This window comes from Pseudomonas sp. JY-Q (assembly GCF_001655295.1).
Classification (GTDB): domain Bacteria; phylum Pseudomonadota; class Gammaproteobacteria; order Pseudomonadales; family Pseudomonadaceae; genus Aquipseudomonas; species Aquipseudomonas alloputida.
The window spans coordinates 4,193,638-4,216,902 of the sequence record NZ_CP011525.1 but is presented as its reverse complement, the minus strand read 5'-3'; the positions used below and the strand labels follow the sequence as shown (position 1 = coordinate 4,216,902).

General features: G+C 62.8%; 20 protein-coding genes. 8 read left to right on the top strand and 12 right to left on the bottom strand.

The annotated features are described in order from the left end of the window. Nucleotides 1-121 precede the first annotated feature (121 nt). The 6 genes from AA098_RS19125 to AA098_RS19100 form a co-directional block, all read right to left on the bottom strand. Entirely contained in the window at nt 122-1,771 is a 1,650-nt protein-coding gene (locus AA098_RS19125) for a cyclic peptide export ABC transporter (protein WP_047603464.1), read from the bottom strand. A 22-nt stretch (nt 1,772-1,793) separates the two neighbouring features. Next, the gene (locus AA098_RS19120; RefSeq protein ID WP_004574719.1) at nt 1,794-2,813 is read right to left on the bottom strand and encodes a GNAT family N-acetyltransferase; all 1,020 of its coding nucleotides are present in this window, start codon (nt 2,811-2,813) and stop codon (nt 1,794-1,796) included. 76 nt (nt 2,814-2,889) lie between these two features. Further along, nucleotides 2,890-4,329, bottom strand: a complete 1,440-nt coding sequence (locus tag AA098_RS19115) for an efflux transporter outer membrane subunit (RefSeq protein ID WP_054888902.1) — start codon at nt 4,327-4,329, stop codon at nt 2,890-2,892. Then, nucleotides 4,326-6,296: a MacB family efflux pump subunit gene (locus AA098_RS19110; protein WP_003251526.1), complete on the bottom strand. Its 1,971-nt coding sequence runs from the start codon at nt 6,294-6,296 to the stop codon at nt 4,326-4,328. Before AA098_RS19110 ends, AA098_RS19115 begins: the two co-directional genes overlap by 4 nt. Continuing rightward, on the bottom strand, nt 6,297-7,460 hold the full coding sequence (locus AA098_RS19105) for an efflux RND transporter periplasmic adaptor subunit (protein WP_004574714.1): 1,164 nt from the start codon (nt 7,458-7,460) through the stop codon (nt 6,297-6,299). A 205-nt stretch (nt 7,461-7,665) separates the two neighbouring features. Further along, nucleotides 7,666-7,938, bottom strand: coding sequence for a hypothetical protein (locus AA098_RS19100; protein WP_003251523.1), 273 nt, complete (start codon nt 7,936-7,938; stop codon nt 7,666-7,668). 154 nt (nt 7,939-8,092) lie between these two features. Between AA098_RS19100 and AA098_RS19095 the strand changes: the two genes are divergently transcribed. The 4 genes from AA098_RS19095 (at nt 8,093) to AA098_RS19080 (ending at nt 11,811) form a co-directional block, all read left to right on the top strand. Next, nucleotides 8,093-8,569, top strand: a complete 477-nt coding sequence (locus AA098_RS19095) for a PaaI family thioesterase (RefSeq protein ID WP_003251521.1) — start codon at nt 8,093-8,095, stop codon at nt 8,567-8,569. Then, entirely contained in the window at nt 8,566-9,048 is a 483-nt protein-coding gene (locus tag AA098_RS19090; protein ID WP_003251519.1) for a PaaI family thioesterase, read from the top strand. The genes AA098_RS19095 and AA098_RS19090 overlap by 4 nt, the downstream gene beginning before the upstream one ends. A 69-nt stretch (nt 9,049-9,117) precedes the next feature. Further along, nucleotides 9,118-11,022 carry a molecular chaperone HtpG gene (gene htpG / locus AA098_RS19085; protein ID WP_012051738.1) on the top strand — a complete coding sequence of 635 codons (1,905 nt, stop codon included), beginning with the start codon at nt 9,118-9,120 and terminating at the stop codon, nt 11,020-11,022. Nucleotides 11,023-11,085: 63 nt separating this feature from the next. Further along, nucleotides 11,086-11,811, top strand: coding sequence for a dienelactone hydrolase family protein (locus AA098_RS19080; protein ID WP_003251516.1), 726 nt, complete (start codon nt 11,086-11,088; stop codon nt 11,809-11,811). 140 nt (nt 11,812-11,951) lie between these two features. Here the strand turns inward: AA098_RS19080 and AA098_RS19075 are convergent, their stop codons facing one another. Further along, entirely contained in the window at nt 11,952-12,815 is an 864-nt protein-coding gene (locus AA098_RS19075; protein ID WP_064614917.1) for a pirin family protein, read from the bottom strand. Nucleotides 12,816-12,932: 117 nt separating this feature from the next. On the opposite strand from AA098_RS19075, the gene AA098_RS19070 reads away from it, so the two are divergent. Beyond that, a complete protein-coding gene (locus tag AA098_RS19070; protein ID WP_003251513.1) occupies nt 12,933-13,940 on the top strand; it encodes an amidohydrolase family protein in 1,008 nt (335 codons plus the stop codon). Between the two features lie 157 nt (nt 13,941-14,097). On the opposite strand, the gene fabB is transcribed toward AA098_RS19070, so the two are convergent. From fabB to AA098_RS19045, 5 genes are all read right to left on the bottom strand, one after another. Further along, nucleotides 14,098-15,318, bottom strand: coding sequence for a beta-ketoacyl-ACP synthase I (gene fabB / locus AA098_RS19065; protein WP_012051741.1), 1,221 nt, complete (start codon nt 15,316-15,318; stop codon nt 14,098-14,100). Nucleotides 15,319-15,329: 11 nt separating this feature from the next. Continuing rightward, entirely contained in the window at nt 15,330-15,845 is a 516-nt protein-coding gene (gene fabA, locus AA098_RS19060; protein WP_003251509.1) for a 3-hydroxyacyl-[acyl-carrier-protein] dehydratase FabA, read from the bottom strand. Nucleotides 15,846-16,052: 207 nt separating this feature from the next. Further along, nucleotides 16,053-17,984, bottom strand: coding sequence for an ATP-binding protein (locus AA098_RS19055; RefSeq protein WP_004576958.1), 1,932 nt, complete (start codon nt 17,982-17,984; stop codon nt 16,053-16,055). Beyond that, nucleotides 17,981-18,871, bottom strand: coding sequence for an ABC transporter substrate-binding protein (locus AA098_RS19050; RefSeq protein ID WP_003251504.1), 891 nt, complete (start codon nt 18,869-18,871; stop codon nt 17,981-17,983). Before AA098_RS19050 ends, AA098_RS19055 begins: the two co-directional genes overlap by 4 nt. Further along, nucleotides 18,871-20,991, bottom strand: coding sequence for a TonB-dependent siderophore receptor (locus tag AA098_RS19045; protein ID WP_003251502.1), 2,121 nt, complete (start codon nt 20,989-20,991; stop codon nt 18,871-18,873). Before AA098_RS19045 ends, AA098_RS19050 begins: the two co-directional genes overlap by 1 nt. A 275-nt stretch (nt 20,992-21,266) precedes the next feature. On the opposite strand from AA098_RS19045, the gene AA098_RS19040 reads away from it, so the two are divergent. Genes AA098_RS19040 through sixA form a run of 3 tightly spaced genes read left to right on the top strand, consistent with a single transcriptional unit; the run spans nt 21,267 to nt 23,131 of the window. Next, a complete protein-coding gene (locus tag AA098_RS19040; protein WP_003251500.1) occupies nt 21,267-22,292 on the top strand; it encodes an NAD(P)H-dependent glycerol-3-phosphate dehydrogenase in 1,026 nt (341 codons plus the stop codon). 36 nt (nt 22,293-22,328) lie between these two features. Next, nucleotides 22,329-22,676 carry a DUF4389 domain-containing protein gene (locus AA098_RS19035; RefSeq protein WP_003251499.1) on the top strand — a complete coding sequence of 116 codons (348 nt, stop codon included), beginning with the start codon at nt 22,329-22,331 and terminating at the stop codon, nt 22,674-22,676. After that, nucleotides 22,673-23,131, top strand: a complete 459-nt coding sequence (sixA, locus tag AA098_RS19030; protein WP_003251497.1) for a phosphohistidine phosphatase SixA — start codon at nt 22,673-22,675, stop codon at nt 23,129-23,131. The genes AA098_RS19035 and sixA overlap by 4 nt, the downstream gene beginning before the upstream one ends. Nucleotides 23,132-23,265 lie beyond the last annotated feature (134 nt).

The window sequence follows — 23,265 nt, the reverse complement described above, 5'->3', positions numbered from 1 at the left end:
TATGGCCAGTAAACGAGCCGCCGCACGGCAAATTTACCGGCGGGCGCGTGGGTGACGGGGCGGGTGGGCAGGCCCCGGCCAGGGTTGTAGCCGACCTGGTCGGGGCGAGGGATACAGCCGGTCAGGCCGGCTGGGCTGCGGTGCGAACCTTGCCGCTGTCCATGTGTACCAACTGGTCGGCAATATCGAAGTAGCGGTCATCGTGGGAGATGACAATGATGGTCTTGCCCAGGCGCTTGAGGTCCGGCAGCAGCTCTGTGTAGAAGATGCGGCGGAAGGTTGGGTCCTGATCGGCTGCCCACTCGTCGAACACCAGTACCGGGCGCTGCTCCAGCCAGGCGCTGATCAGGGCCAGGCGCTTGCGTTGCCCAGTGGACAGGTCGGTGGTGGTGAAGGCGCCGTCACGTACGCTGACCTTGTGCGCGATCTCCAGGCGTTGCAGGTATTGGGTCGCATCGTCGGGAATCTGCTGGTCACCCTGGACCACGTCGTCGAACAGGTAGTAGTCGGCGAAAATGGTGGTGAACAGTTGTCGGTAGTCATCCCGGTCAAGCACCGAGACCGGCTGACCATCCAGCAGGATGTCACCACTGTGCGGCGCATACAGGCCAAGCAGCAGCTTGATCAGCGTGGTCTTGCCACAACCGTTCTCGCCGACGATGAACACGATGTCGCCCTGGTTGATTGTGAGGTTCACCGGGCCCAGGCGAAACGGCGTGCTGCCCTCGACAGCCGGAAATGCGTACTGCACATTGCGCAGTTCCAGGCTGTCGATGGTTTGGCGCGGTGCGCCTTGGCCGTCGAGCAGCAGGTTCGGTTCGGGCGAGGAAAACTGCTCTGACAGCTCGGCAATGCGCTGGAATGCCACCTGTGCCTTGCTGACCAGCGGCAGTACGCTGACCAGATGGTCCAGTGGGCCTTTCATGTACAGCAGCACCAGCACGAAGCCGGTCATTGCGGCCTGATCGACGCTTGTCCAGGTGCTCTGCAGGGCCAGGGCCAGGCCGATGACGATGAAGAACAGCGTCGAGCCGAACGTCTTGGCCAGGATGTAGGTATTGACTGCCTTGATCTGGATGGCGCTGATCCGCTCGCTGATCCCCTGGATGTGCCGGGTGAACATGCGATACCGGCGCGGCCGGTGTATGCGCAGCTCCTTGGCGCCCTGGGCAATGGCGTTGTAATGCTTCTGCAGGTCGTCCTCGGCCTCGCGGGCGCTATTGAACCCCTTGATGCCGCGCGTGCGGGCGATGACCTGGGCGGTGATGCCGGCGCCCAATGCCAGCAGCATCAGCAGGAACAGCGGGCCGGACAATGTTGCCAGGTAGCCCATGCAGCCCAGCGTCACCGTCAGCGAAATGGTCAGGGGGGCGAAGGCGAACGAGAAATCGCTGATGGTATCGATATCGTGGGTCAGCACCGGGATCAGGCGGTGGCTGCGATAGCGCTCGATCTGCTCGATGGGCGCCGAAAGCACTTTTTCGCCCAGCTCCTTGCGCAGTTTGGCAATGATCTTCTGGCCAACGAAATTGGTGCCCATGTCGGAGAAGATGCTGCTGAGCAAGGTCAGCACGCAGAGGCCGGCAAACAACCACAGCACGGCGTGGGTCAGCCCTGCTTCGCTGTTGAGGGCGCGGTTGATGGTGGCCAGCAGCGTGGTGACGCTGAAGCCGCCGAGGATGCCCAACAGTATGGAAACCAGCACGATGGGCCAGAATGGCTTGAGCAACTGGGCAAGCTCGCGGGTCGCGCTGAGCGGTTTGCGAATCATGGGGAAGTCTTCTCCAGGCGGATCAAAGGACGTGGTCATCAAAGAAGGCTTCACGCTCCAGACGCAGCAGAGCGGCTTTCTTGTGGGCCAGTTGAATGTCCTTCAGGTGGCCGAACCCCTGGGACTTGAGGAAGTCGATCTGGCGCGTATGGTCGATGCGCGGCTCGCCGAGAATCCGCTGGGTGCGTGGGTCATCGAGGAACATGTAATGCATCAGCGAGCGGAACCAGCCGCGCAGTTTGCCGATGCCCTGGTGCTTGGGCTCGCCGATCACCACATGCCAGCCACGGTCGTAATCGGCGACGTCGTAGTAGGGGGCGATGCGGTCTTCCTTGCACCAGTACACCTCGAAGTAGGCGAAGGGTTCGTCGTCGAAGCAGCCGATCAGCGGGTGTACGCGCGGGTCGTCGAGTATTTCGCGAATGTATTGCGCATGTTCTTCCGGGGTGCCGGTCTGCTCCCAGAAGAACGCGACTTGCTCCAGGTTCATCCAGCGGTTGAAGGCTGCAAGGTCCTTCACCGGGTCGATGGTGCGCAGTGAAAAGGTGGCGTTCAGCTTCGGCAGATGGCGTCGATAGACTTCGCCCGCCGGTTTGGGCGGGCGTTGCGGGTGGCGTTTCTCGCCGCTGAAGCAATAACGCGGGGCCGTGTGCACGCTGGCCGGCTCGCGAAGCCATGGCAGGGGTTGCTGCCAGAAGGTCTGGCGGGTACAGCGCAGGGCAAGCCTGCCTTGGTCGTCGACCTGCCAGTGATCGAAAATGCCTTCGCGTACCGCACGCACGGCAAATTCCCGGTCGCCAGGGACCTGCACATTCACCTCGTTGCATTGTTTGCGGTGGCAGAAACGGGTCGCCAGCACTGCCAGCATCGCGCTGGCCGGAAATGCTGGCGGAAGTTGCTCGAAGACGATGCGGTTGTCGACCTCCCGGTAGGGGATGGCGGCGCTGCTGTCGAGGCGCAGGCTACCGCTCTCTGGCGTTTCATCCTGGGCACTGGCTTTGCGGCCATCGGCCAGGATCAGACTGAAAGAGGGTGCGTTCATAGGGCTTCCTGTGAGAGGGCGAGTGCGACTTGTCGGGTGCTGTCCATGGATAAAGACGAACCGCACCTGCCGATGTTTAAGCGCCAGGTGCGGCACCCGGTTCAACGCCAGCGACCTGCCAGCCGCCGCCCAGGGCCTTGTACAGGGCGATGCTGCCCATGACCCGCTTGAGGCGCAGTTGCACATCCTCGTCCTGAGCCTGGTACAGGGTGCGTTGGGTTTGCAGGACGGTCAGCAGGTCCTCGGCGCCCGCCTGGTAGCGGCTTTCGGCGATGTCGAAGGCTTTGCGCGCCTGTTGCAGTTCGATCGCCTGCCAATGCAGTTGCCGGTCGATGCCGTCCAGGGTATTGAGGGCCTTTTCCACATCGCCGAAACCGGCCAGGATGGCGCCGCGGTAGTTCTGCAGCAGTTCCTCCTGGCTTGCTACCGCCTTGTCGCGTTCAGCGCGCAGGCGGCCGTTGTTGAACACCGGCGTGACCAGGCCTGCGGCGAGGCTGGTGAAGGGGTTGCGCAAGACGTCCGGGAAGTGATCGGCGCCGCTGCCGACGATCAGCGTCAGGTTGAGTTTGGGCAGCATCGCCGCGCGGGCTACGCGCACATTGGCCTGAGCCGCCGCCAGCTTGGCCTCGGCATTGGCGATGTCCGGCCGACGGCTGATCAGTTCGCTGGGCAGGCCCGCATCGATCGAGGGCCAGTTGAGCTGTTCAAAGCGCGTGTGGCCCAGTTGCAAGTCCTGCACCGGTTGCCCGACCAGGGTCGCCAGAGTGATCAGGGCCTCCCGCGCCTGTTGCTGGTAAAGCGGGCGTTGCCGTTGCTGGGTGGCGACCAGGCTTTGTTGCTGGGCCAGTTCCAGTGCTGTGGCCGAGCCTGCATCGAAGCGGGTTTGCACCAGTTGCAGGACACGCTCGGCATTGGCCAGGTTAAGGTCGGCAATCCGCCCCTGCTGCTGGAAGGCCAGCGCCTGCATGTAGCTGTCGGCAACCTTGCCGAGCAAGGTCAGTTCAACGGTCGCGCGGTCGAACTCACTGGCTTGCAGGCCGCGCAGGGCACTCTCGCGGGCTGCCGCGTTGCCGCCCCAGAAGTCCACCTCATAGCTGGCCTTCAGGGCCACATCCAGGTAATGAGTGGTGCGCTGGGTCGGGCTGGAATTCAGTTGGCTGTAGCCGTTGCCGTGCTGCAGGCGCTCGCGGTTGGCATTGGCTGCCCCGGTCACCTCGGGCAGCAAGGGGCCGCCGGCAATGACCGCATCAGCCTGTGCCTGGCGAACCCGGGCCATGGCCGCGCCGATTTCGAAGCTGTCGGTGCGGGCTTGCTCCACCAGCTGGTTCAGTGCCGGGCTGCCGAACGACTGCCACCAGCCGGTCAAGTGGCGTGGTGTGCTCTGAGACGCGGCCGCCTGCCAGCGGGCCGGGGTATGCACACCGTGTTGCGGCGGCGTTGCAGGGGTGGCGCAGGCGCTCAGCAGCAGGCAGGCGCCGAGCAGGGGCAAGGGTTTGATCAACGTTGGGGTACTCATACGCTGGTAAGGGCGGCCACCGGGTCGAGCCGTGCAGCCTTGCGGGCGGGCATGAAGCCGAACGCGATACCGGTGACCACCGCGCAGGCGAAGGCACCGATGGCGGCAGGCAGCGAGAAGGCGACGGCGACCTGGCCCAGGCTCAGGGCGCCGCCGATCAGTAATGCCAGGGCGATGCCGCTGACGCCGCCAACCATCGTCAGCATCACGGCTTCAGTAAGGAACTGGCGCAGGATGTCGCGCTGGCGCGCGCCGGTGGCCATGCGGATACCAATTTCCCGTGTGCGCTCGCGCACGGTCATCAGCATGATGTTCATCACCCCGATGCCGCCCACCAGCAGCGAAATGGCGGCAATGGCGCCCAGCATCAGCGACAGTGCGTTCTGCGTTTTGGCTTCGGCCTGGATCATGGCCGCATTGTTGGTCAGTTCGAAGTCGGTTACGCCGTTGTGCAGTTTCAGCAGCAACTGGTCGATGACCTGCTCGGTCTGCTTCACCTGGCGCGCATCTGCGGCGGCGATCACCACGTATTCCGGGGCCTGGTTGCCGAACAGGCGCACGCTGGCGGTGGTGTAGGGCACCATCACTCGGGCGTCGGCATCCTGGTCGCCAGAGCTGGCGCCCTTGCCGGCCAGCACCCCGATGACCTGGAACGGTGCGTTCTCGATGAGAATGTACTGGCCCACCGGGTTGCGGTCGGCAAACAGTTTTTCCCGGGTCTTTTCGCCAATCACTGCCACTGCCGCGCCGGCGGCTTCGTCGGCCTCGGTGAAGAAACTGCCCTGCGCCACTGGCCAGTTGAATATCTGCGGGAAGTAGGTGTTGGAGCCGCCGACATAGAGCTTCAGGTCCTGGTTGCCATAGCGCACACCGGCCTTGCCGCCATTGACGGGCATGATCATGCGCACCTGGGGCAGGGTGGCGATGGCGCGGGTGTCGTCCAGGGTGATGATGCCTTCCGGCGCCCTGGGGGCGGGTGGCTTGCCGTTGAGGTAGATGATGTTGGAGCCGAAGGCGCCCATCTGCGCCATGACCTGGCGCTTGCTGCCTTCACCCACTGCCAGCATGACCACCACCGACGCCACGCCGATGATGATGCCCAGCAACGTCAGTGCGGTGCGGAAGCGGTTGATCCACATCACCCTCCACGCCGCCTTGACGGCGTCCAGCAGTTCGCCTTTCCAGGCACCGTTGTGCTCGCTGCCGTCGTTCAGGCGCTGGCGCAGGTCGACGGCCTGCAGCACGTCGACCTCAGGGTGCGCAGCGGGCAGTGGCTCAGGCTGGGCCTGGTCGCTGATGATCTGGCCATCGCGGATTTCGATGATGCGCTTGGCCCGTGCGGCGACTTCCCGGTCGTGGGTGATGAGGATCACCACATGGCCCTGGCTGGCCAGTTCGTCGAGCAGGGCCATGACTTCGGTACCGCTGCGGCTGTCGAGGGCGCCGGTGGGTTCGTCTGCCAGAATGATGTGGCCACCGTTCATCAGCGCGCGGGCTATCGATACGCGTTGTTGCTGGCCGCCGGACAACTGGTGCGGGCGATTACCGGTACGTTCGGCCAGGCCCAGGCGGGTCAGCAGGGCATGGGCGCGTGCGTGGCGCTCGGCGGCAGGCGTGCCGGCATAGATCGCCGGCATTTCGACATTTTCCTGGGCGGTGCCGGAGGCAATCAGGTGATAGCCCTGGAACACGAAACCGAAGGCTTCACGCCGCAGCCAGGCGAGTGCGTCACTGTCCAGGCTGGCCACCTGTTCACCCGCGAACAGGTAGTCGCCACTGGAGGGGCGGTCCAGGCAGCCGAGGATGTTCATCAGCGTAGACTTGCCTGAGCCGGAGGTACCGACAATGGCGACGAATTCACCGGCGTGAATGCTCAGGTTGATACCGCGCAAGACCTCGATTTGCGGTGTATCGACGCCGCCATAGCATTTGCGGATATCGCGCAGCTCAATCAGTGGGACTGGCATTTACCCTCCTGCACTGAGCAAGGGGCTGATCAGCAGGCGATCACCTTCTTCCAGCCCTTCGAGAATCTGCACGCGCAGGCGGTCGCTGATGCCGGTGCGCACTTCGCGATTTTCAATGGCGCCGTGTTTCGTCAGTACCTGTGCCAGCCTGCGATCGGGCTGCTTGCCCGGGTTGAGCGCGGAAATCGGGGCGGTCAGCACATTGTGCGCACGGTCAGCGACGAAGAACACCTGGGTGGTCATTTCTGCCATCAGGGCGCCGTCGGCGTTATCGACGTCCAGCAACACCGTATACAACACCACCCGGCCATTGCTTTTGCTGGCCGGGCTGCCGCTGCCCTGGTTGGCATGCTCCAGCGGCTTGGGCGGCACCGGCAGGATCTGCCGTACAGTGCTGTTCCAGCGCCGGGTGCCACCGCTGAGGGTGGTGAAATAGGCGTGCATGCCGGGTTTGACGTGGCCAATGTCCGCTTCCGACACTTCCGCCCAGACTGTCATCGGTGACAATTTGGCGATGCGCAGGATCAGCGGGGTCTGCTGCTGGGCGTTAAGCGTCTGCCCCTCGCGGGCATCCAGTGCGACCACGGTGCCACTCATGGGGGCATAGATGCGGGTGTAACCCAGTTCGGCCTGGTCGCTGCGCAGGCTGGCCTGGGCCTGGCGAATCTGCGCCTGGATCATGTCGATGCGCGCCTGGGTGGCCTTGAGCTCGGCGCGCGCCGTTTGCACATCCTCTTCGCGCGTGGCGCCGCCTGCCGCCAGGCTCTGCTGGCGCTCGGCCTTCTGCCGGGCCAGCTCATGCTGGGCACGTTGCTCTTGCAACTGTGCCTGCAGGTTTTCGACCGAGTAGCGTCCCGCGTCCAGCTTGGCCTGTTGCGTGGAAGGGTCGATCTCGACCAGCAACTGGCCTTCTTGCACCGCGTCGCCGACCTCGACCTTGATGGCACGGATCTGCCCGGATGCCTGGGCGCCGACGTCAACATAACGGCGTGGCTGCAAGGTGCCGATGGCGGTAACGCTGCTCTCGATATCACCCCGGCTGACAGTGACGGTATTCAGGCCATCATGGCGGGGTGGCAGGATCTGCCAGGCACTTACGGCCAGCAATGTCGCCAGGCCAACTAAGGTGATCAGGGCCCGGCGGGCCAAGGGGGGACGTTTCATGCAGGGTTCCGGCCAAAGTAAGTTCCTCCGAGACACGTCGCGGGGTTGTACTTTGAACGAGAACCCGCCCGCAAAATTTACTGCGCGGCGCGCGGCGGGTGCTGATAAATGCCGGCGGCGAGTGAACTATTGGGTTAAACGTTTAAGCTGCAACTTGCAAACACAAAAAAACCCGACAGTTGTCGGGTTTTTTTGTTGACGCGAGTTACTGCTTGGCAGGTTCTGCCGGCGTAGCTGGAGCCGGAGTAGCCGGAGCGGCTTCTTCGGCAGCCTTCTGCTCGGCTTCGGCCTGATCTTTGGCAGCTTCGGCGTTTTCCTTGGCGGCTTCGTTCATCTTATCCTGAGCTTCACCCATTTTTTCCTGGGCTTGCTCGGCGTGTTGCTGTGCGTCCTGGGCTTTGTCTTCGCTCGCTTTATCGCAAGCAGCCAGGCCCATGGCAGCGGCCAGCATCAGAGCAAAAGCAAAAGGTTTACGCATGGGGGTGTTTCTCCTTGGTGGAATAAGTGACTTGTTCCTTCGAGTGCAACTACGCGGAATAAGTTCCACGAAGATTACAGATATATAACGCCCCGTTCTACATAGACTTTTTAACGAATTTATGCCGCTGCCCTGCGGCCGGTGGGAACAGCCGATGAACGATTCAACCTTGATGGCAATGGCCGAACGCTTTCTCTCGGCGTTAAAACATTGTCAGCTGTTGCAGATGCGCGTGGCGCAGGCTGATGGTGATGGCATGACCCTGGTCCTGCCATGGTCGCCAGCGATTGTCGGCAACCCGCAAACCGGTGCCGTGCACGGCGGTGCGCTGACCACGCTGATGGACACCACCTGTGGCATGGCCACGTTGTGTGTGCTGCCGCGCTTCGAAGTGTGCCCGACGTTGGACCTGCGCATCGACTACATGCACCCGGCTGAGGCCGGCAAGGACATCTACGGCCACGCCCAGTGCTACCGTGTTACCCGCGACGTGATCTTTACCCGTGGCACCGCCTACCAGGACGACCCCGACCAGCCCATCTGCCAGGTGGTGGGCACGTTCATGCGCCTGGGCCAGGACATCAAGGGCGGCATCCGTTTCGGCGACAGTCTGAAGGAGGGCAAGGCATGATTCCGCACGCGGTGCGCCAGCAGCTCAACGCCGCCCATGCGGTGGGCGACTATCGACCATTGCTGGCGCTGATTCCCTATGCCGGGCTGATCGGCATCGAATGCGAACGTCAGGGCGATGATGTGTTGTTCCGCCTGCCGGCAAGCCCGGACAATATCGGCAACCCACTGCTACCGGCCATTCATGGCGGCGTGATCGCCGGCTTCATGGAGCTGTCGGCAGCGCTGTACCTGCTGATCTACAGCGAGAGCGCAAGCATTCCGAAGATCATCGACTTTTCTATCGACTACCTGCGCGCCGGGCATTTTCGCGATACCTACGCCCAGTGCCAGTTGTGGCGTCAGGGCCGGCGGGTGACCAACGTGGCCATCACCGCCTGGCAGGGCGACAGGCAGTCGCCGATTGCCACGGCCCGTGCGCATTTCAAGATCGAACCGGAAAAGCCCTTGAAATCATCCGGGCAGCCCCCATCTGCATGACATCCGCCGTTAACGCTGGCCGAACCGGCCGCCAGGCGCCACCGCCATCAGATCGGAGTTTCGAAGACCATGACTGTGGAAACACAAAAGGAAACGTTGGGCTTCCAGACCGAGGTAAAGCAACTGCTGCACCTCATGATTCACTCGCTGTACTCGAACAAGGAAATCTTCCTGCGGGAGCTGATTTCCAATGCTTCCGACGCCGCCGACAAGCTGCGTTTCGAAGCCCTGGCCAAGCCAGAGCTGCTCGAAGGCGATGCTGACCTGAAGATTCGCCTGAGCTTCGACAAGGACGCCGGTACCGTGACCCTCGAGGACAACGGCATCGGCATGAGCCGCGAAGACGTCATTGCCCACCTGGGCACCATCGCCAAGTCCGGCACTGCCGACTTCATGAAGAACCTCACCGGTGACCAGAAGAAGGACTCGCACCTGATCGGTCAGTTCGGCGTGGGCTTCTACTCCGCGTTCATCGTTGCCGACAAGGTCGACGTGTACAGCCGCCGTGCCGGCCAGCCAGCGGCCGAAGGTGTGCACTGGTCGTCGAAAGGCGAGGGCGAATTCGAAGTCGCCACCATCGACAAACCACAGCGCGGTACCCGTATCGTCCTGCACCTGAAGAAGGACGAGCAGGAGTTCGCCGATGGCTGGCGCCTGCGCAACGTGGTCAAGAAATACTCCGACCACATCGCCCTGCCGATTCAACTGCCGAAAGAGCAGGCCGCCGCTGAAGGTGAAGAGCAGCCGGCCGAAGAGTGGGAAACCGTCAACCGTGCCAGCGCCCTGTGGACCCGTTCGCGCACCGAGGTGAAGGACGAGGAATACCAGGAGTTCTACAAGCACATCGGCCATGACTTCGAAAACCCGCTGGCCTGGAGCCACAACAAGGTCGAAGGCAAGCTCGAATACAACTCGCTGCTGTACGTGCCGGCCCGTGCGCCGTTCGACCTGTACCAGCGCGAAGCACCGCGCGGCCTGAAGCTGTACGTGCAGCGTGTGTTCATCATGGACCAGGCCGAGTCGTTCCTGCCGCTGTACCTGCGCTTCATCAAGGGTGTGGTTGATTCCAACGACCTGTCGCTGAACGTGTCGCGTGAAATCCTGCAGAAAGACCCGATCATCGATTCGATGAAGACCGCGCTGACCAAGCGTGTGCTGGACATGCTGGAGAAGCTGGCGAAGAACGAACCCGAGCAATACAAGGGCTTCTGGAAAAACTTCGGTCAGGTGCTGAAAGAGGGCCCGGCCGAAGATTTTGCCAACAAGGAGAAAATCGCCGGTCTGCTGCGCTTTGCTTCCACCCAGGACGACAGCGGCGAGCAGAGCGTCGCCCTGGCCGACTACCTGGCCCGCGCCAAGGAAGGTCAGGACAAGATCTATTACCTCACCGGCGAGTCGTACGCGCAGGTCAAGAACAGCCCGCACCTGGAAGTCTTCCGCAAGAAAGGCATCGAAGTGCTGCTGCTCACTGACCGCATCGACGAGTGGCTGATGAGCTACCTCAACGAGTTCGACGGCAAGGCCTTTGTCGATATTGCCCGTGGTGACCTGGACCTGGGCAAGCTGGATTCGGAAGAAGACAAGAAAGCCCAGGAAGAAGTCGCCAAGGACAAGGAAGGTTTGGTCGAGCGACTGAAAGGTGCGCTGGGTGATAGCGTGGCCGAAGTGCGCGTCTCGCACCGCCTGACCGATTCGCCGGCGATCCTGGCCATCGGCGAGCAGGACTTGGGCCTGCAGATGCGCCAGATCCTGGAAGCCAGCGGGCAGAAAGTGCCGGAGTCCAAGCCGATCTTCGAGTTCAACCCGAGCCACCCGCTGATCGAGAAGCTGGACCACGAGCAGAGCGAAGACCGTTTCGCCGAGCTGTCACATATCCTGTTCGATCAGGCGGCCCTGGCGGCCGGTGACAGCCTGAAGGACCCGGCGGCATACGTTCGTCGCCTGAACAAGCTACTGGTCGAGCTGTCTGCTTGAGTTGATGCACAGCAAAGCCCGCTTCGGCGGGCTTTTTTATGACGAGTGCCAAAGGAGTGCTTGATGAGCAAAGTAATCGTCGAATCGCTGGTTTATCACCTGTCTGGCAAGGCCTTCGAAAGCCGTTTGGTCTATGAGCCGGGTGCGCTGGGCCGCCCAGGGCTGGTGATGGCGCCGAACTGGATGGGCATTGGTGAAGGTGCCGAGCGCATTGCCAAGGAAGTGGCCGAGAAGGGCTATGTGGTGCTGATCGCCGACCTGTACGGGCAATCGGTGCGCCCGTCCAATGCCGATGAAGCAGGCGTGGCGATGATGCCGCTGAAGAATGACCGTGGCGAACTGCGCAAGCGCATGCAGGAAGCCCTGGCGCAATTGCTGGGGCAGTCGAAGGCGCTGCTGGAGCCTGGCAAGGTGGCCACCTTCGGCTTCTGCTTCGGTGGCTGCTGTGCGTTGGAACTGGCCCGTAGCGGCGCCGACCTGCGTGCGGCCGTGTCGTTCCACGGCACCCTGGACACGCCGGACCCTGAAGATGCCAAGCACATCAAGGGCTCGGTGCTGGTGTTGCACGGTGCCTCCGACCCATTGGTGCCTAAGGAGCAGTTGCCGGCATTCGAGGACGAGATGAACGCGGCCAAGGTGGACTGGCAGTTGCTCAGTTATGGCGGCGCGGTGCACTCGTTTACCGACCCGAATGCCAATGTGCCGGGCAAGATGCAGTATAACCGGCGCACTTCCGAGCGAGCGTTTCGTTCGATGCATAATCTGCTGAGTGAAGTATTCCAGCGCTGAGATTGCAGGGGGCTGCTTTGCAGCCCTTCGCGGGTAAACCCGCGCCTACACGACGGCCTGCGCCCAATCACCGACCTGTGTCCACCCCCGATCAGGTGTAGGAGCGGGTTTACCCGCGAAGGGCAGCAAAGCGGCCCCGATCACCGAGGCAACTCGATCCTCGAATGTTCCCCCGGCACCTCCGGCCAATCCCCCGCAGCCCACCTGGCCCGGGCCCGCTCGATCAGCTCCGGGTCGCTGGCGACGAAGTTCCAGTTCATCCGACGCGGCCCATCCAGTGGTGCGCCGCCAATCAGTACCAGTTGGCATTCACCCTCGGCATACAATGTCACCTCTTCGCCCTGCGGCAACACCTCCAGGGTGCACGGCTCCACGTCTTCATCGTTCATCATCAACTCACCATCGAGCACGTACAGCGCCCGCTGCACATGCTCGGTCGGTACCAGCAAGGTGGTCGCCGGTTGCATCCGGACATGCGCATAAAGGGTAGGGGACAGCACCGGCACCGGTGACGCCAGGCAGAACCCGCAGCCCGCAATCATGCAGATACGTACACCCAGGCTGTCACTGACGGGCAGGCTCTCGGCTGGGTGATGGCTGTAACTTGCCGGGCCTTGCTCAAACGCGCGTGGCGACGCCAGCCATACCTGCAGCCCATGCAGGCGCGAACCATGGGTCAGGGCATCTTCCGGGGTGCGCTCGACATGGGCGACGCCGCTGCCTGCGGTCATCCAGCTGACATCACCTGGCAGCACCCGCTGCGCCGAGCCGAGGCTGTCCTTGTGCAGGATTGCGCCTTCGAACAGGTAGGTCAGGGTGGACAGGCCGATATGCGGGTGCTGGCGGATGTCCATGCCATGCCCCGGGGCATAGTCTGTTTCGAGCATGTGGTCGAAGAACACGAACGGGCCGACGCTGCGGCACTGGGCTGATGGCAGCGGGCGCAGGATCGGCTGGCCCTCGACCGTCTCGGCTCGGGGGTGGATGACCAGTGGGCTGCTCATGGGGAAGGCTCCAGGCACGGTGGAAGTGCCTCAAGCATAGCGGTTTGCCCGCCGTGGCTGAACCGTCTTGGCGGCCGCCTGGTCTACTGGGTTCGTACTTGCATGAGGAAGATGACCATGACCGCCAGAGCGCTGGCTTGTGTGCTGTTGTTCGGCTGGCTGTGCCAGGCGGCCCAGGCGCGCGAGTACCGCTACAGTGATGCCCACTTGCACTACGTGGACTTCTTCCAGGAAAGTGAAGGCATGCCGGCGCTGATCAAGGCCATGGATGCCGCAGGGGTTGAGCAGTCGATGATTTCAGGCATACCCGTGGCCAAGAAATGGCACGAAGACGAGCCCAAGCGCCCGCGCTACTACGCCGGTGATGACGCCGACGCCTATTGGTACAGCGCCACCGACACATACGTGGCGGCGGCGCTGCAGCAATTGCCAAGTGAGCAGCGCAAGCGGTTCCACCCGTTCCTCAGCGGTTTCAACCCGGTGGACAAGAATGCTGTCAGCCATATCGAGCGCATGCTCGATATGTACCCGGGGCTGTGGCAGGGCATCGGCGAGGTGTTCACCCGACATGATGACCTGACAGCGCTGACCAGTGGCGACACGCCACGTGCCAATAATGAAGCCATGACGCGTATCTACCACCTGGCGGCCGAGCGCGACCTGCCCGTGCTGCTGCATTCCAACATCACCTCCAAGCGCGAGCGCAACCCGCTGTACCTGGCGGAGATCGAAGAGCCGCTGCGCAACCATCCGCACACGCGATTCATCTGGGCGCATGCGGGCAGCAGCATGGAGATACACCGCCACCAGACGCAGATGGACTTTCTACTGCCGGTGCTGACGCGATTGCTGGAGGACTACCCGAACCTGTATGTCGATTTGTCGTGGAGTGTGCTGCAGCCGTATTTGCTGGATGAGCAGGGCGTGCCGCGCAAGGCATGGTTGGCGCTGGTCGAGAAGTACCCGGAGCGGTTCATGCTGGGGTCGGATGTGGTGGGGCGGTTCGGCAGCCTGGGGGAGCAGATGCACGGGTTCAAGCCGTTTCTGGATGCCTTGCCGGAGGCGGTGGCGCACAAGGTGGCCCGGGAGAATTTTCTGGCGGTGTTGCCCAAGGTACAGCAGTGACCTGTGCGGGCCTCTTCGCGGGTAAACCCGCTCCTACAGGGTGGGCACAGCGCTGAAGGCTTGTGTGGTGGGTTTGCCCGCGAAGAGGCCCGCACAGGCAATACAAACAAAAACGCCCCGAACCAGTCGGGGCGTTTTCATTGACAGCAGCAGCGTCTTACTTGCCTTCCCAGCGCTTGAGCACCAGGGTGGCGTTGGTGCCGCCGAAGCCGAAGCTGTTGCTCATGACCGTGTCGATCTTGGCGTTTTCTTCGGTTTTACGCAGGATTGGCAAGTCGGCGACTTCCGGATCCAGCTCGTCGATGTTGGCAGAGCCGGCGATGAAGTTGTTTTCCATCATCAGCAGGCAGTAGATCGCCTCGTGCACGCCGGCAGCGCCCAGCGAGTGACCCGACAGGCTCTTGGTAGAGCTGATCTTCGGCGCCTTGTCGCCGAACACGGCACGCACGCCCTTGATCTCGGCCACGTCACCGACCGGGGTCGAGGTACCGTGGGTGTTCAGGTAGTCGATCGGGGTGTCGACAGTGGACAGCGCCTGCTGCATGCAGCGGATGGCGCCTTCGCCGCTCGGTGCAACCATGTCGTAGCCGTCGGAAGTCGCACCGTAGCCAACGATTTCGGCGTAGATCTTGGCGCCGCGGGCCAGGGCGTGTTCCAGTTCCTCGACCACGACCATGCCGCCACCGCCAGCGATGACGAAACCATCACGGTCAGCGTCGTAGGCGCGCGAGGCCAGTTCCGGGGTTTCGTTGCGCTTGGTCGACAGGGCGCCCATGGCATCGAACAGGAACGACTGGCTCCAGTGCTCTTCTTCACCACCACCGGCGAAGACGATGTCCTGCTTGCCCCACTGGATCTGCTCCAGTGCGGTACCGATGCAGTGAGCCGAGGTGGCACAGGCCGACGAGATCGAGTAGTTGATGCCCTTGATCTTGAACGGGGTGGCCAGGCATGCCGACACGGTGCTGCCCATGGTGCGGGTAACGCGGTATGGGCCGACGCGCTTGACGCCTTTCTCACGCAGGGTGTCCAGCGCTTCCATCTGGTTCAGGGTCGAGGCGCCGCCGGAACCGGCCACCAGGCCGGTACGCGGGCTGGAAACCTGCTCTTCGGTCAGGCCGGCGTCCTTGATCGCGTCCTGCATGGCCAGGTAGGCGTAGGCAGCCGCATGGCCGACGAAGCGGTAAACCTTGCGGTCGATCAGTTCTTCGAGGTTGAGGTCGATGGAACCGGAAACCTGGCTACGCAGCCCCATTTCCTTGTATTCCGGGTTGAAACGGATACCCGGACGGCTGTTGCGCAGGTTTTCGGTGACGGTAGCTTTGTCATTGCCCAGGCACGATACGATGCCCAGACCAGTGATAACGACGCGGCGCATGCGAATAACCCTTAGAAATTGTCAGTGGAGGTGAACACGCCGACCCGCAGGCCTTCGGCAGTGTAGATCTCGCGGCCGTCGACGCTGACCGAGCCATCGGCGATGGCCATGTTCAGCTTGCCCTTCAGGACGCGCTTGATGTGAATGTTGTACGTGACTTTCTTGGCTTCAGGCAGTACCTGGCCAAAGAATTTCACCTCGCCCGAACCCAGGGCGCGGCCACGGCCTGGCAGGCCCTGCCAGCCGAGGAAGAAGCCAACCAGCTGCCACATGGCGTCGAGGCCCAGGCAGCCCGGCATGACCGGATCGCCTTCGAAATGGCAGGCGAAGAACCACAGGTCCGGGTTGATATCCAGCTCGGCGACCAACTCACCTTTGCCGTACTTGCCGCCTTCTTCGCTGATATGGGTGATGCGATCGACCATCAGCATGTTCGGCGCGGGCAGTTGCGCATTACCTGGGCCGAACAGCTCACCGCGACTGCAGCGCAGCAGGTCTTCCCGAGTAAAGGCGTGTTGTTTGGTCATGCGAGCTCCTCAATAACCCCCTGCGGCAGGGGATGAATCTTCCCGGCCGGCCCGAAAACCAAGCGCTTCGAGACGGCAGCCTACAGGTAGACTATTGCGTTGTGGTGAAAGTCACAGCGCACCTGGTGAAAGAAGTACAGGTGTGCACTGAAACGTCTATTTTCAGGTCCGATGAAGGTCCTGTCCAGTGTTTAAGACTGCCGCACTTTAGCATTTATCGCCAGTCGCGGTTGTCTGACCGGGTAACCAGCGCTGCAGCACCTGCTGCAATTCGGTACGGCGCAAGGGTTTGCTCAGGTAATCGTCCATACCAGCGGCCATGCAACGTTCGCGGTCGCCCTGCAACGCGTTGGCGGTCAGGGCGATGATCGGTAGCCCAGCGCCGTTGGGCAACTGGCGGATGCGTCGGGTGGCTTCATAGCCGTCCAGGTGCGGCAGGCGGCAATCCATCAGCACGGCAGCAAAGCGCTGCTGGCCGACCCGCTCGACGGCTTCAAGGCCATCTTCTGCCGTGCATACTGCCAGCCCCAGGCTGCGCAGCATGGCTTCCACGACACTGCGGTTGACCGGATTGTCCTCCACCAGCAGTACCTGATCATTGTCCGGCACCGTCGTTCGTGCAGCCGTTGGCGGCGTCAGCGGGATGGGGGCAGGGGTGGCGAGTGCCAGCGGCATCTCCAGGGTAAAGGTCGAACCCAGGCCCTCACGGCTTTCACCGCGGAGCTTGCCGCCCATGCGCTCGGCCAAGGTACGAGCGATCGACAGCCCCAGCCCGGTACCGCCATAACGACGGGAAATCGAGCTGTCGGCCTGCTGGAAGGCGACGAACATCATTTCCAGGCGGTCGCTGTCGATGCCGATGCCGGTGTCGCGCACGCTGCAGGTCAGCCAGATCAGCTGCCGGTCGAGCACCTGCCAGCGTGCGTCAACTTGCACCTGGCCACGTTCGGTGAACTTCAGGGCGTTGCCCACCAGGTTCAGCAGGATCTGGCGGATGCGCGTGGGGTCGCCGTTCACCTGCAACTGCTCGATGCCGGCCGGCAGTTGCAGGTGCAGGCCCAGGCCGCGTTGCTGGGCGCTGTGCTGGAACGACTGGACACTGCTGGTGATCAGCTCGCCCAGGTTGAAGTCGATGTGCTCCAGCTGCAGCGCGGCGCGTTCGATGCGCGAAAAATCGAGGATGTCGTTGATGACCTTCAGCAAGTGCCCGGTGGACTCGCTGGCCACTGCCGTGTAATCGGCCTGTTCATTGCTCAGCGGCGTGGTTTCCAGCAGTTGCAGCATGCCCAGCACGCCATTCATCGGGGTGCGCAACTCATGGCTCATCATCGCCAGGAAATCCGATTTGGCGCGGTTGGCCTGTTCGGCCTCCTCGCGGGCCTGTATCAGTTCGGCAATGGCCTGCTTCTGTTCAGCACTGGCCTGTTCCAGGGCGCTGGCCAGGTTGTTGATGTGGCGGGCCAAGTGGCCCAGCTCGCTGTCGTCGACGACCGGCAAGGGGGTGTTGTACTTGCCTTGCTGAATCGCCTTGACCGCATGGCCCATGTCGCTGATCGGCTTGGCCAGGCTCAGGGCCAGGCGGCGTGCCAGCAAGAAGGTGAACAGCAGGGCGAACAACGCCAGGATCCCGGCCTTGATCACGATTTCCTGCTGACGCTGACTGAAGGCGTCATCGGACATGCCGACGATCACGCGGCCCAGGTAGTCGTCACCGATGGCCGGGGTGGTGGCTTTGCCCTGTTGCAGGAAGTCGTTGTCCAGGCGGATTTGCTGCAGGCGAATGGGCGCCTGGAACACTTCGACCCGTTGCGCGCGGTTGGCACTTTCGTCGGACTGCTCGACGTACACCAGGATGTGGTTGCGGCTGTCCTGCACTTCCAGAAAGCGCACGTGCGGGATGCTGAGGGTGGCACGCATCAGCCCTTCAAGCACTTCGTTGTTGCCCGAAATCACCCCATACTCCGACGCCGGTGCCAACTGGTTGGCGATCAGTTGCCCGGTGTGGTTGAGTTCCTGGCGCAGGTCCTGGATGCGTACGAAGGTAAAGAAACTGATCAGGAGCAAGGTCAGTAGCAGGGCGGGGCCGAGGCTGATGATCTGCGTGCGGGTATGAATGTCCCAGCTCAAGCGTTTGCTCATGGGGTGGGTTCTCCCTCGGCCAGGGCCTTGACGGCGGCGTTCTGATCGATCGGTTCAAGACCCAGGGCCCGGGCCACCTGCTGGTTGCCACTGACCCCGTAGCGCATTGGGTACAGGCTGCGCGGCCAGCGTGTCGGCGGCTGGTCGAGCAACTGGTCGAGCACCCACAGCCAGTCGTCCTGGTCGCTGTAGGTACTGGCCAGGGCGCCGGCGCGAACGAAGCCGGCGTTCGGGCCGATCAGTGCCATCTGCCGGCCATAACTGCTCAACAGCAGGTTCTTTGCGGTCTTGGAGTTGTACAAGTCAGGGTCGTCCAGGCCCAGTAGCACATCGCTGTTGCCCAGCAGGTGCTGCAGCGGCCGGTTGTCACGCGGGTCGGACCAGTCCTGGGCCACGATCTCCAGGCCTAGCGGCCGTGCAGCATGGCGCAGTTCGTCCAGCAGAAAGCTGCTGTGCTCGCCGTACAGCACGCCAACGCGCCTGGCCTGCGGCAACAAGTAGCGTGCCAGGCGCAGTTGCCGTCCCAACGGTGCGTCGCTCCACAACAGTGTGAGGAACGCGGGGCGCGACTTTCCCAGGCGCTGTTCAGCCTGTACCCGGCTGACCCGCATGACCAGCGCCGGCGGGCCGGCGGTTTCCCCCAGGCGCCATTCCAGTGCTGCGTTGTCGAGCAGGATCAGGCGTTGGTCGGCTTTGAGCTTGCCCGGGCGCGGCAGTTCGGTGGTGGTGCGAAACTGCACATGATCGTGTGGCCGGCGGCTTTCCAGTGCGGCGATGAAGCTGCGTACACCGGGCTGGTCCTCAGCCCCAACCAGCAGGACTTCGCTGGCGGACAAAGGCCCCAACGGCCACAGGCAGAGCAGCAACAGGCGCAGCAGCAGGGCCATCAGAACTCCAGCTCCGCGCTCACGCTCAGGCGGTGACGGCTGTCGTAGCGGTTCTGCAGGGCCGAGGTCGGTTCATCGTCCAGGCGCTGCTGCCACAGCGCCGCCAGCTCCAGGTTGCTGCCATACACCCGAAAACGCTTGGCCAGGCGCAGGTCCAGACGCTCGTAGCGGTACTGGTTGAGGGCATCGTCACCGTAATAGAACAGCGCGCTCGACCAGCCGGCACCCCATTCGCGCATCCACCCGGCCGAGCCGCTGTTGCGGGCGCTAAGGCGACGGTCGTCGGGGTTACTGGCCCAGGCATCGACGTAGGCATAGGTCAGGCGCAGGCGGTCGCGCAGGGTGGGGCGCCAGTCCATTTGCGCCTCGCTGCCGCTGAAACGGGCCTTGTTGGCGTTGCTGGCGATGTACTGGTTGTTCCTCAGCGGCTCGCTGATCATGCCGGTGATCTCGTCGTAGAACAGCTTCACATCCAGGCTCAGGTCGATGTCGCTGAAGTAGCCGTTGTAGCCCAGCTCGCGCGAGCGCATGCGCTCCTGTTCAAGGTCGCCAGGGCCACGGGTCTTGACGAAGTATTCGCCGTTTTGCAGCTTGAATGCATTAGGGGTTGGGGTCAGGTTCTTGACCGTGTAACTCCAGTTGACGTTGTTCTCGAACATGTCTGGCGAGCGCACAGCCTCGGAATACACCGCACGCAGGCCATGGCGCGGGGTGATCAGGTAGTTGATCGCCACCCGCGGGGTCAGCGAGCTGCCGGACAGGCGGGAGTCCTCGAGCATGGCGCCGCCCTGCAGGATCCAGTGCTCGTCGGCGCGCCATTCCAGCTGGCCGAACAGTCGCCAGGTCTGGTCGTCGATGCTGCCGTTGAAGTAGGTCTGCGAGTCGGCACGATCATAGCGGTAGTTCATGCCGCTGAGCAGGCGCAGGCTGTCGGTCAGGCTCAGGGTGTCCTGGATTTCCAGGTCGTAGCGGGTTTCGCGGGTGCTCTGGTCGACGTCGCCGCAGACCTGCTGATCTCCACCTTCCTTCCATTGCTGTTTCACCTTTTCCAGGAGCTCACTCAGGACAGGGTCGCTGGTCGAAAGTGGTGTTCCTCCAGCGATTCCGCGCGCTACTTTCTCGGCAAAATCGGGATTGATTTGCCAGATCTGAGTCAATTCGGGGCTGAATGATTGCAAGGCATCGCAAGCGCGCCAGACTTGCTGGCGGTCAAAATGCTGGGCTGAGCCCTGGATATAAAGGCTGTGTTCAGCGCTGAAGTCTTTGGTCCAGCGCAACGAGCCCGCATAGTCCTTGGCGTTGACGTCGGCATTGTTGCCGGACTCGTACTGCTGGAACACCGGCTGGTAGGTGTAGGGCCGCTGATTGCTGCCTTCCTTGGCCGCCAGTTGCCACTCCAGGGTCTGGTCGACCGCCAGGTTGTGGTTGGCGCTGAGGTTGAAGCGGGTCAGGCGGCGGCTGTCGCGGTAGTCCTGGCCGAACTGGTTCTCATCGAAGCCGTCGTCCTGTTGGCCCGACAGCGACAGGCGCATGTCGCCACCGTCCCAACCGAAGCCGTGGCTGGCATAGAAGTCGTTGATGCCGTCCTGGCCGCGCGTCACTTTCAGCCGTGTACCATGGCTGTCGGCGGGGTTGCGGGTGAGGATGTTGACCACTGCCATCAGCGCGTTGGCGCCATAGCTGACGGTGTTCGGGCCGCGGAACACCTCGATGCGCTCGATGTCCTCCATGGCCAAGGGGATGTCGCTCCAGTCCACCGTGGCCAGGCCTGCGCGGTACACCGAACGGCCATCGATCAGTACCTGCATGCGCCGTGCGTCGTTGACGTTGCTGCCGTGGTAGTTGACCGTGGGTTGATTGCCGGCACCGTAGCCGATCATCATGCCCGGTACCAGGCGCAGCAGTTCGGGGATGTCACGGGCACCGCTGGCGCGAATCAGTTCGCTGTCGAGTACGGTCATGCTGCCCGGGACAGCGGCGGGGGATTGTTTCAGGCGTGTGGCGGTCAGAACCTGTGGCAGGTCGGGGGTGTCGATGAACAGGTCGTCGGCCGCAGCCTGGCCGCCGAGCAGGGCGGTCAATAACAGCAGGCGCGGGTACGGTGGCGTGCCAGGGAACACGGAGCGGCCTTTGTTTCAGGATTGAAACAGGCATGGTAACTGACCTTGGCGTATTTTCCAGTGATCTGCAGCGGTTTTGCAGCGTGCCTGTCTTGACGCTTTCGTGGGGGCGGAAATCGAGCGCCGCCGGTGCGGCGCATCGCCAGCAAGCTCGCGCCTGCATTTGTTGCAACGTGGCCATGACAGTGTGATCTGCGTTGCTGACCTTGGCGCATGGCAGGCGAGCCGTATAATGGCGGGGTCGCCACTTAACTTTTGGCTTTAATGGATTGGATATGACTGAACAGCAACCTGTTGCGGTTCTGGGCGGCGGTAGCTTCGGCACCGCCGTGGCGAACCTGCTGGCGGAAAACGGTGTGCCGGTGCGTCAATGGATGCGCGACCCGGCGCAGGCCGAGGCCATGCGTGTGAATCGCGAGAATCCGCGCTACCTCAAGGGTATCCGCCTGCACGATGGGGTTGAGCCGGTCAACGACTTGCTGGCCACCCTGCAGGCCAGCGAGCTGATCTTCGTTGCCCTGCCATCGAGTGCCTTGCGCAGCGTGCTGGCACCGCATGCCGAGCTGCTGCGCGGCAAAGGCCTGGTCAGCCTGACCAAGGGCATCGAAGCGCAAAGCTTCAAGCTGATGAGCCAGATCCTCGAAGAAATCGCCCCCGAGGCGCGCATCGGCGTTTTGTCAGGGCCCAACCTGGCGCGCGAAATCGCCGAACATGCACTGACTGCCACAGTGGTGGCCAGTGAGCATGAAGCACTGTGCCAGCAGGTACAGGCCGTGCTGCACGGGCGTACCTTCCGCGTCTACGCCAGTGCCGACCGTTTCGGCGTCGAACTGGGCGGTGCATTGAAGAACGTCTACGCGATCATCGCCGGCATGGCTGTGGCCTTGGGGATGGGCGAGAACACCAAGAGCATGCTGATTACCCGGGCCTTGGCCGAGATGACCCGTTTCGCCGTCAGCCAGGGCGCCAACCCCATGACCTTCCTCGGCCTGGCCGGTGTCGGTGACCTGATCGTCACCTGCTCCTCGCCCAAGAGCCGCAACTATCAGGTTGGCTACGCACTGGGGCAGGGTCAAAGCCTGGAAGAGGCAGTCAACCGCCTGGGCGAAGTGGCCGAGGGGGTCAACACGCTCAAGGTGCTCAAGACCAAGGCCCAGCAAGTGCAGGTGTACATGCCGCTGGTGGCCGGCCTGCATGCCATCCTGTTCGAAGGCCGCACGCTGAACCAGGTGATCGAGCACCTGATGCGCGCCGAGCCCAAGACCGATGTCGATTTCATTTCCATCAGCGGTTTCAACTGAGCCCTTGGCGGCTCTGACACGAGCAAGGAGCAACACATGAACGATACGCCCGAACGCGCCCAGCGCGAGTCGATCATCCTGCGGGTGCTGTGGATGCTGGTGTTCCTGGTGGTCTGGCAACTGGCCGAGTTGCTGTTGGGTGGCCTGGTGCTGGTACAGCTGATCTACCGACTGGTGTATGGCGCGCCCAGCGCCAGCCTGATGAACTTCGGCGACAGCCTGAGCCAGTACCTGGCACAGATCGGTCGCTTCGGCAGTTTCCACAGCGACCAGAAGCCATGGCCGTTCGCAGACTGGCCGGCCCCGCGTGCGCCGGAAGGTGAAGCCGCGCACGCCGTGGCACCGGCCGCGCATCCGGTGCGTGACGAGGAACCCAAGCTGTGAAGCTGTGGGTGCTGCGCCACGGTGAAGCTGAGCCGCGGGCCAAGACAGATGCCGAGCGCCGGTTGACGGCCCATGGTCGCGAGCAGGTGCTGCACAGTGCGGCTTGCCTGATCGGGCAGCCATTGCAGGCGATTGTCGCCAGTCCTTACGTACGCGCCCAACAGACCGCCGCGCTGGTGCATGACACCCTGGGTTTCGCCGAACCGGTGCGCACCGTGCCCTGGCTGACGCCCGAGGGTGATGTACAGCAGGTCATCGGCGAAATCGAGCGCCTGGGGCTTGAGCATGTGCTGCTGGTCAGCCACCAGCCGCTGGTAGGCACCTTGGTCGGTGCGCTGGAGCACGGCCACAGGCAACAGCCGGCAGCCATGAGCACTGCCAGCCTGGCAGAACTGGAAGGGGAGTGGCCGCTGGCCGGGTTGATGACGCTTCGGGCCATCCACTCACCCGCGTGAACGTCCCATGGCTTGTGCAGGCCACTGTTTCGCTCGCGTCTGAATGCTGGCATGGGTAAAGAGCGATAAGGCAACTGGCATTTTTGTCAGTTGTCGCACTTCACCACCGCTTGTTAGCGTTGCCACATGGCAAA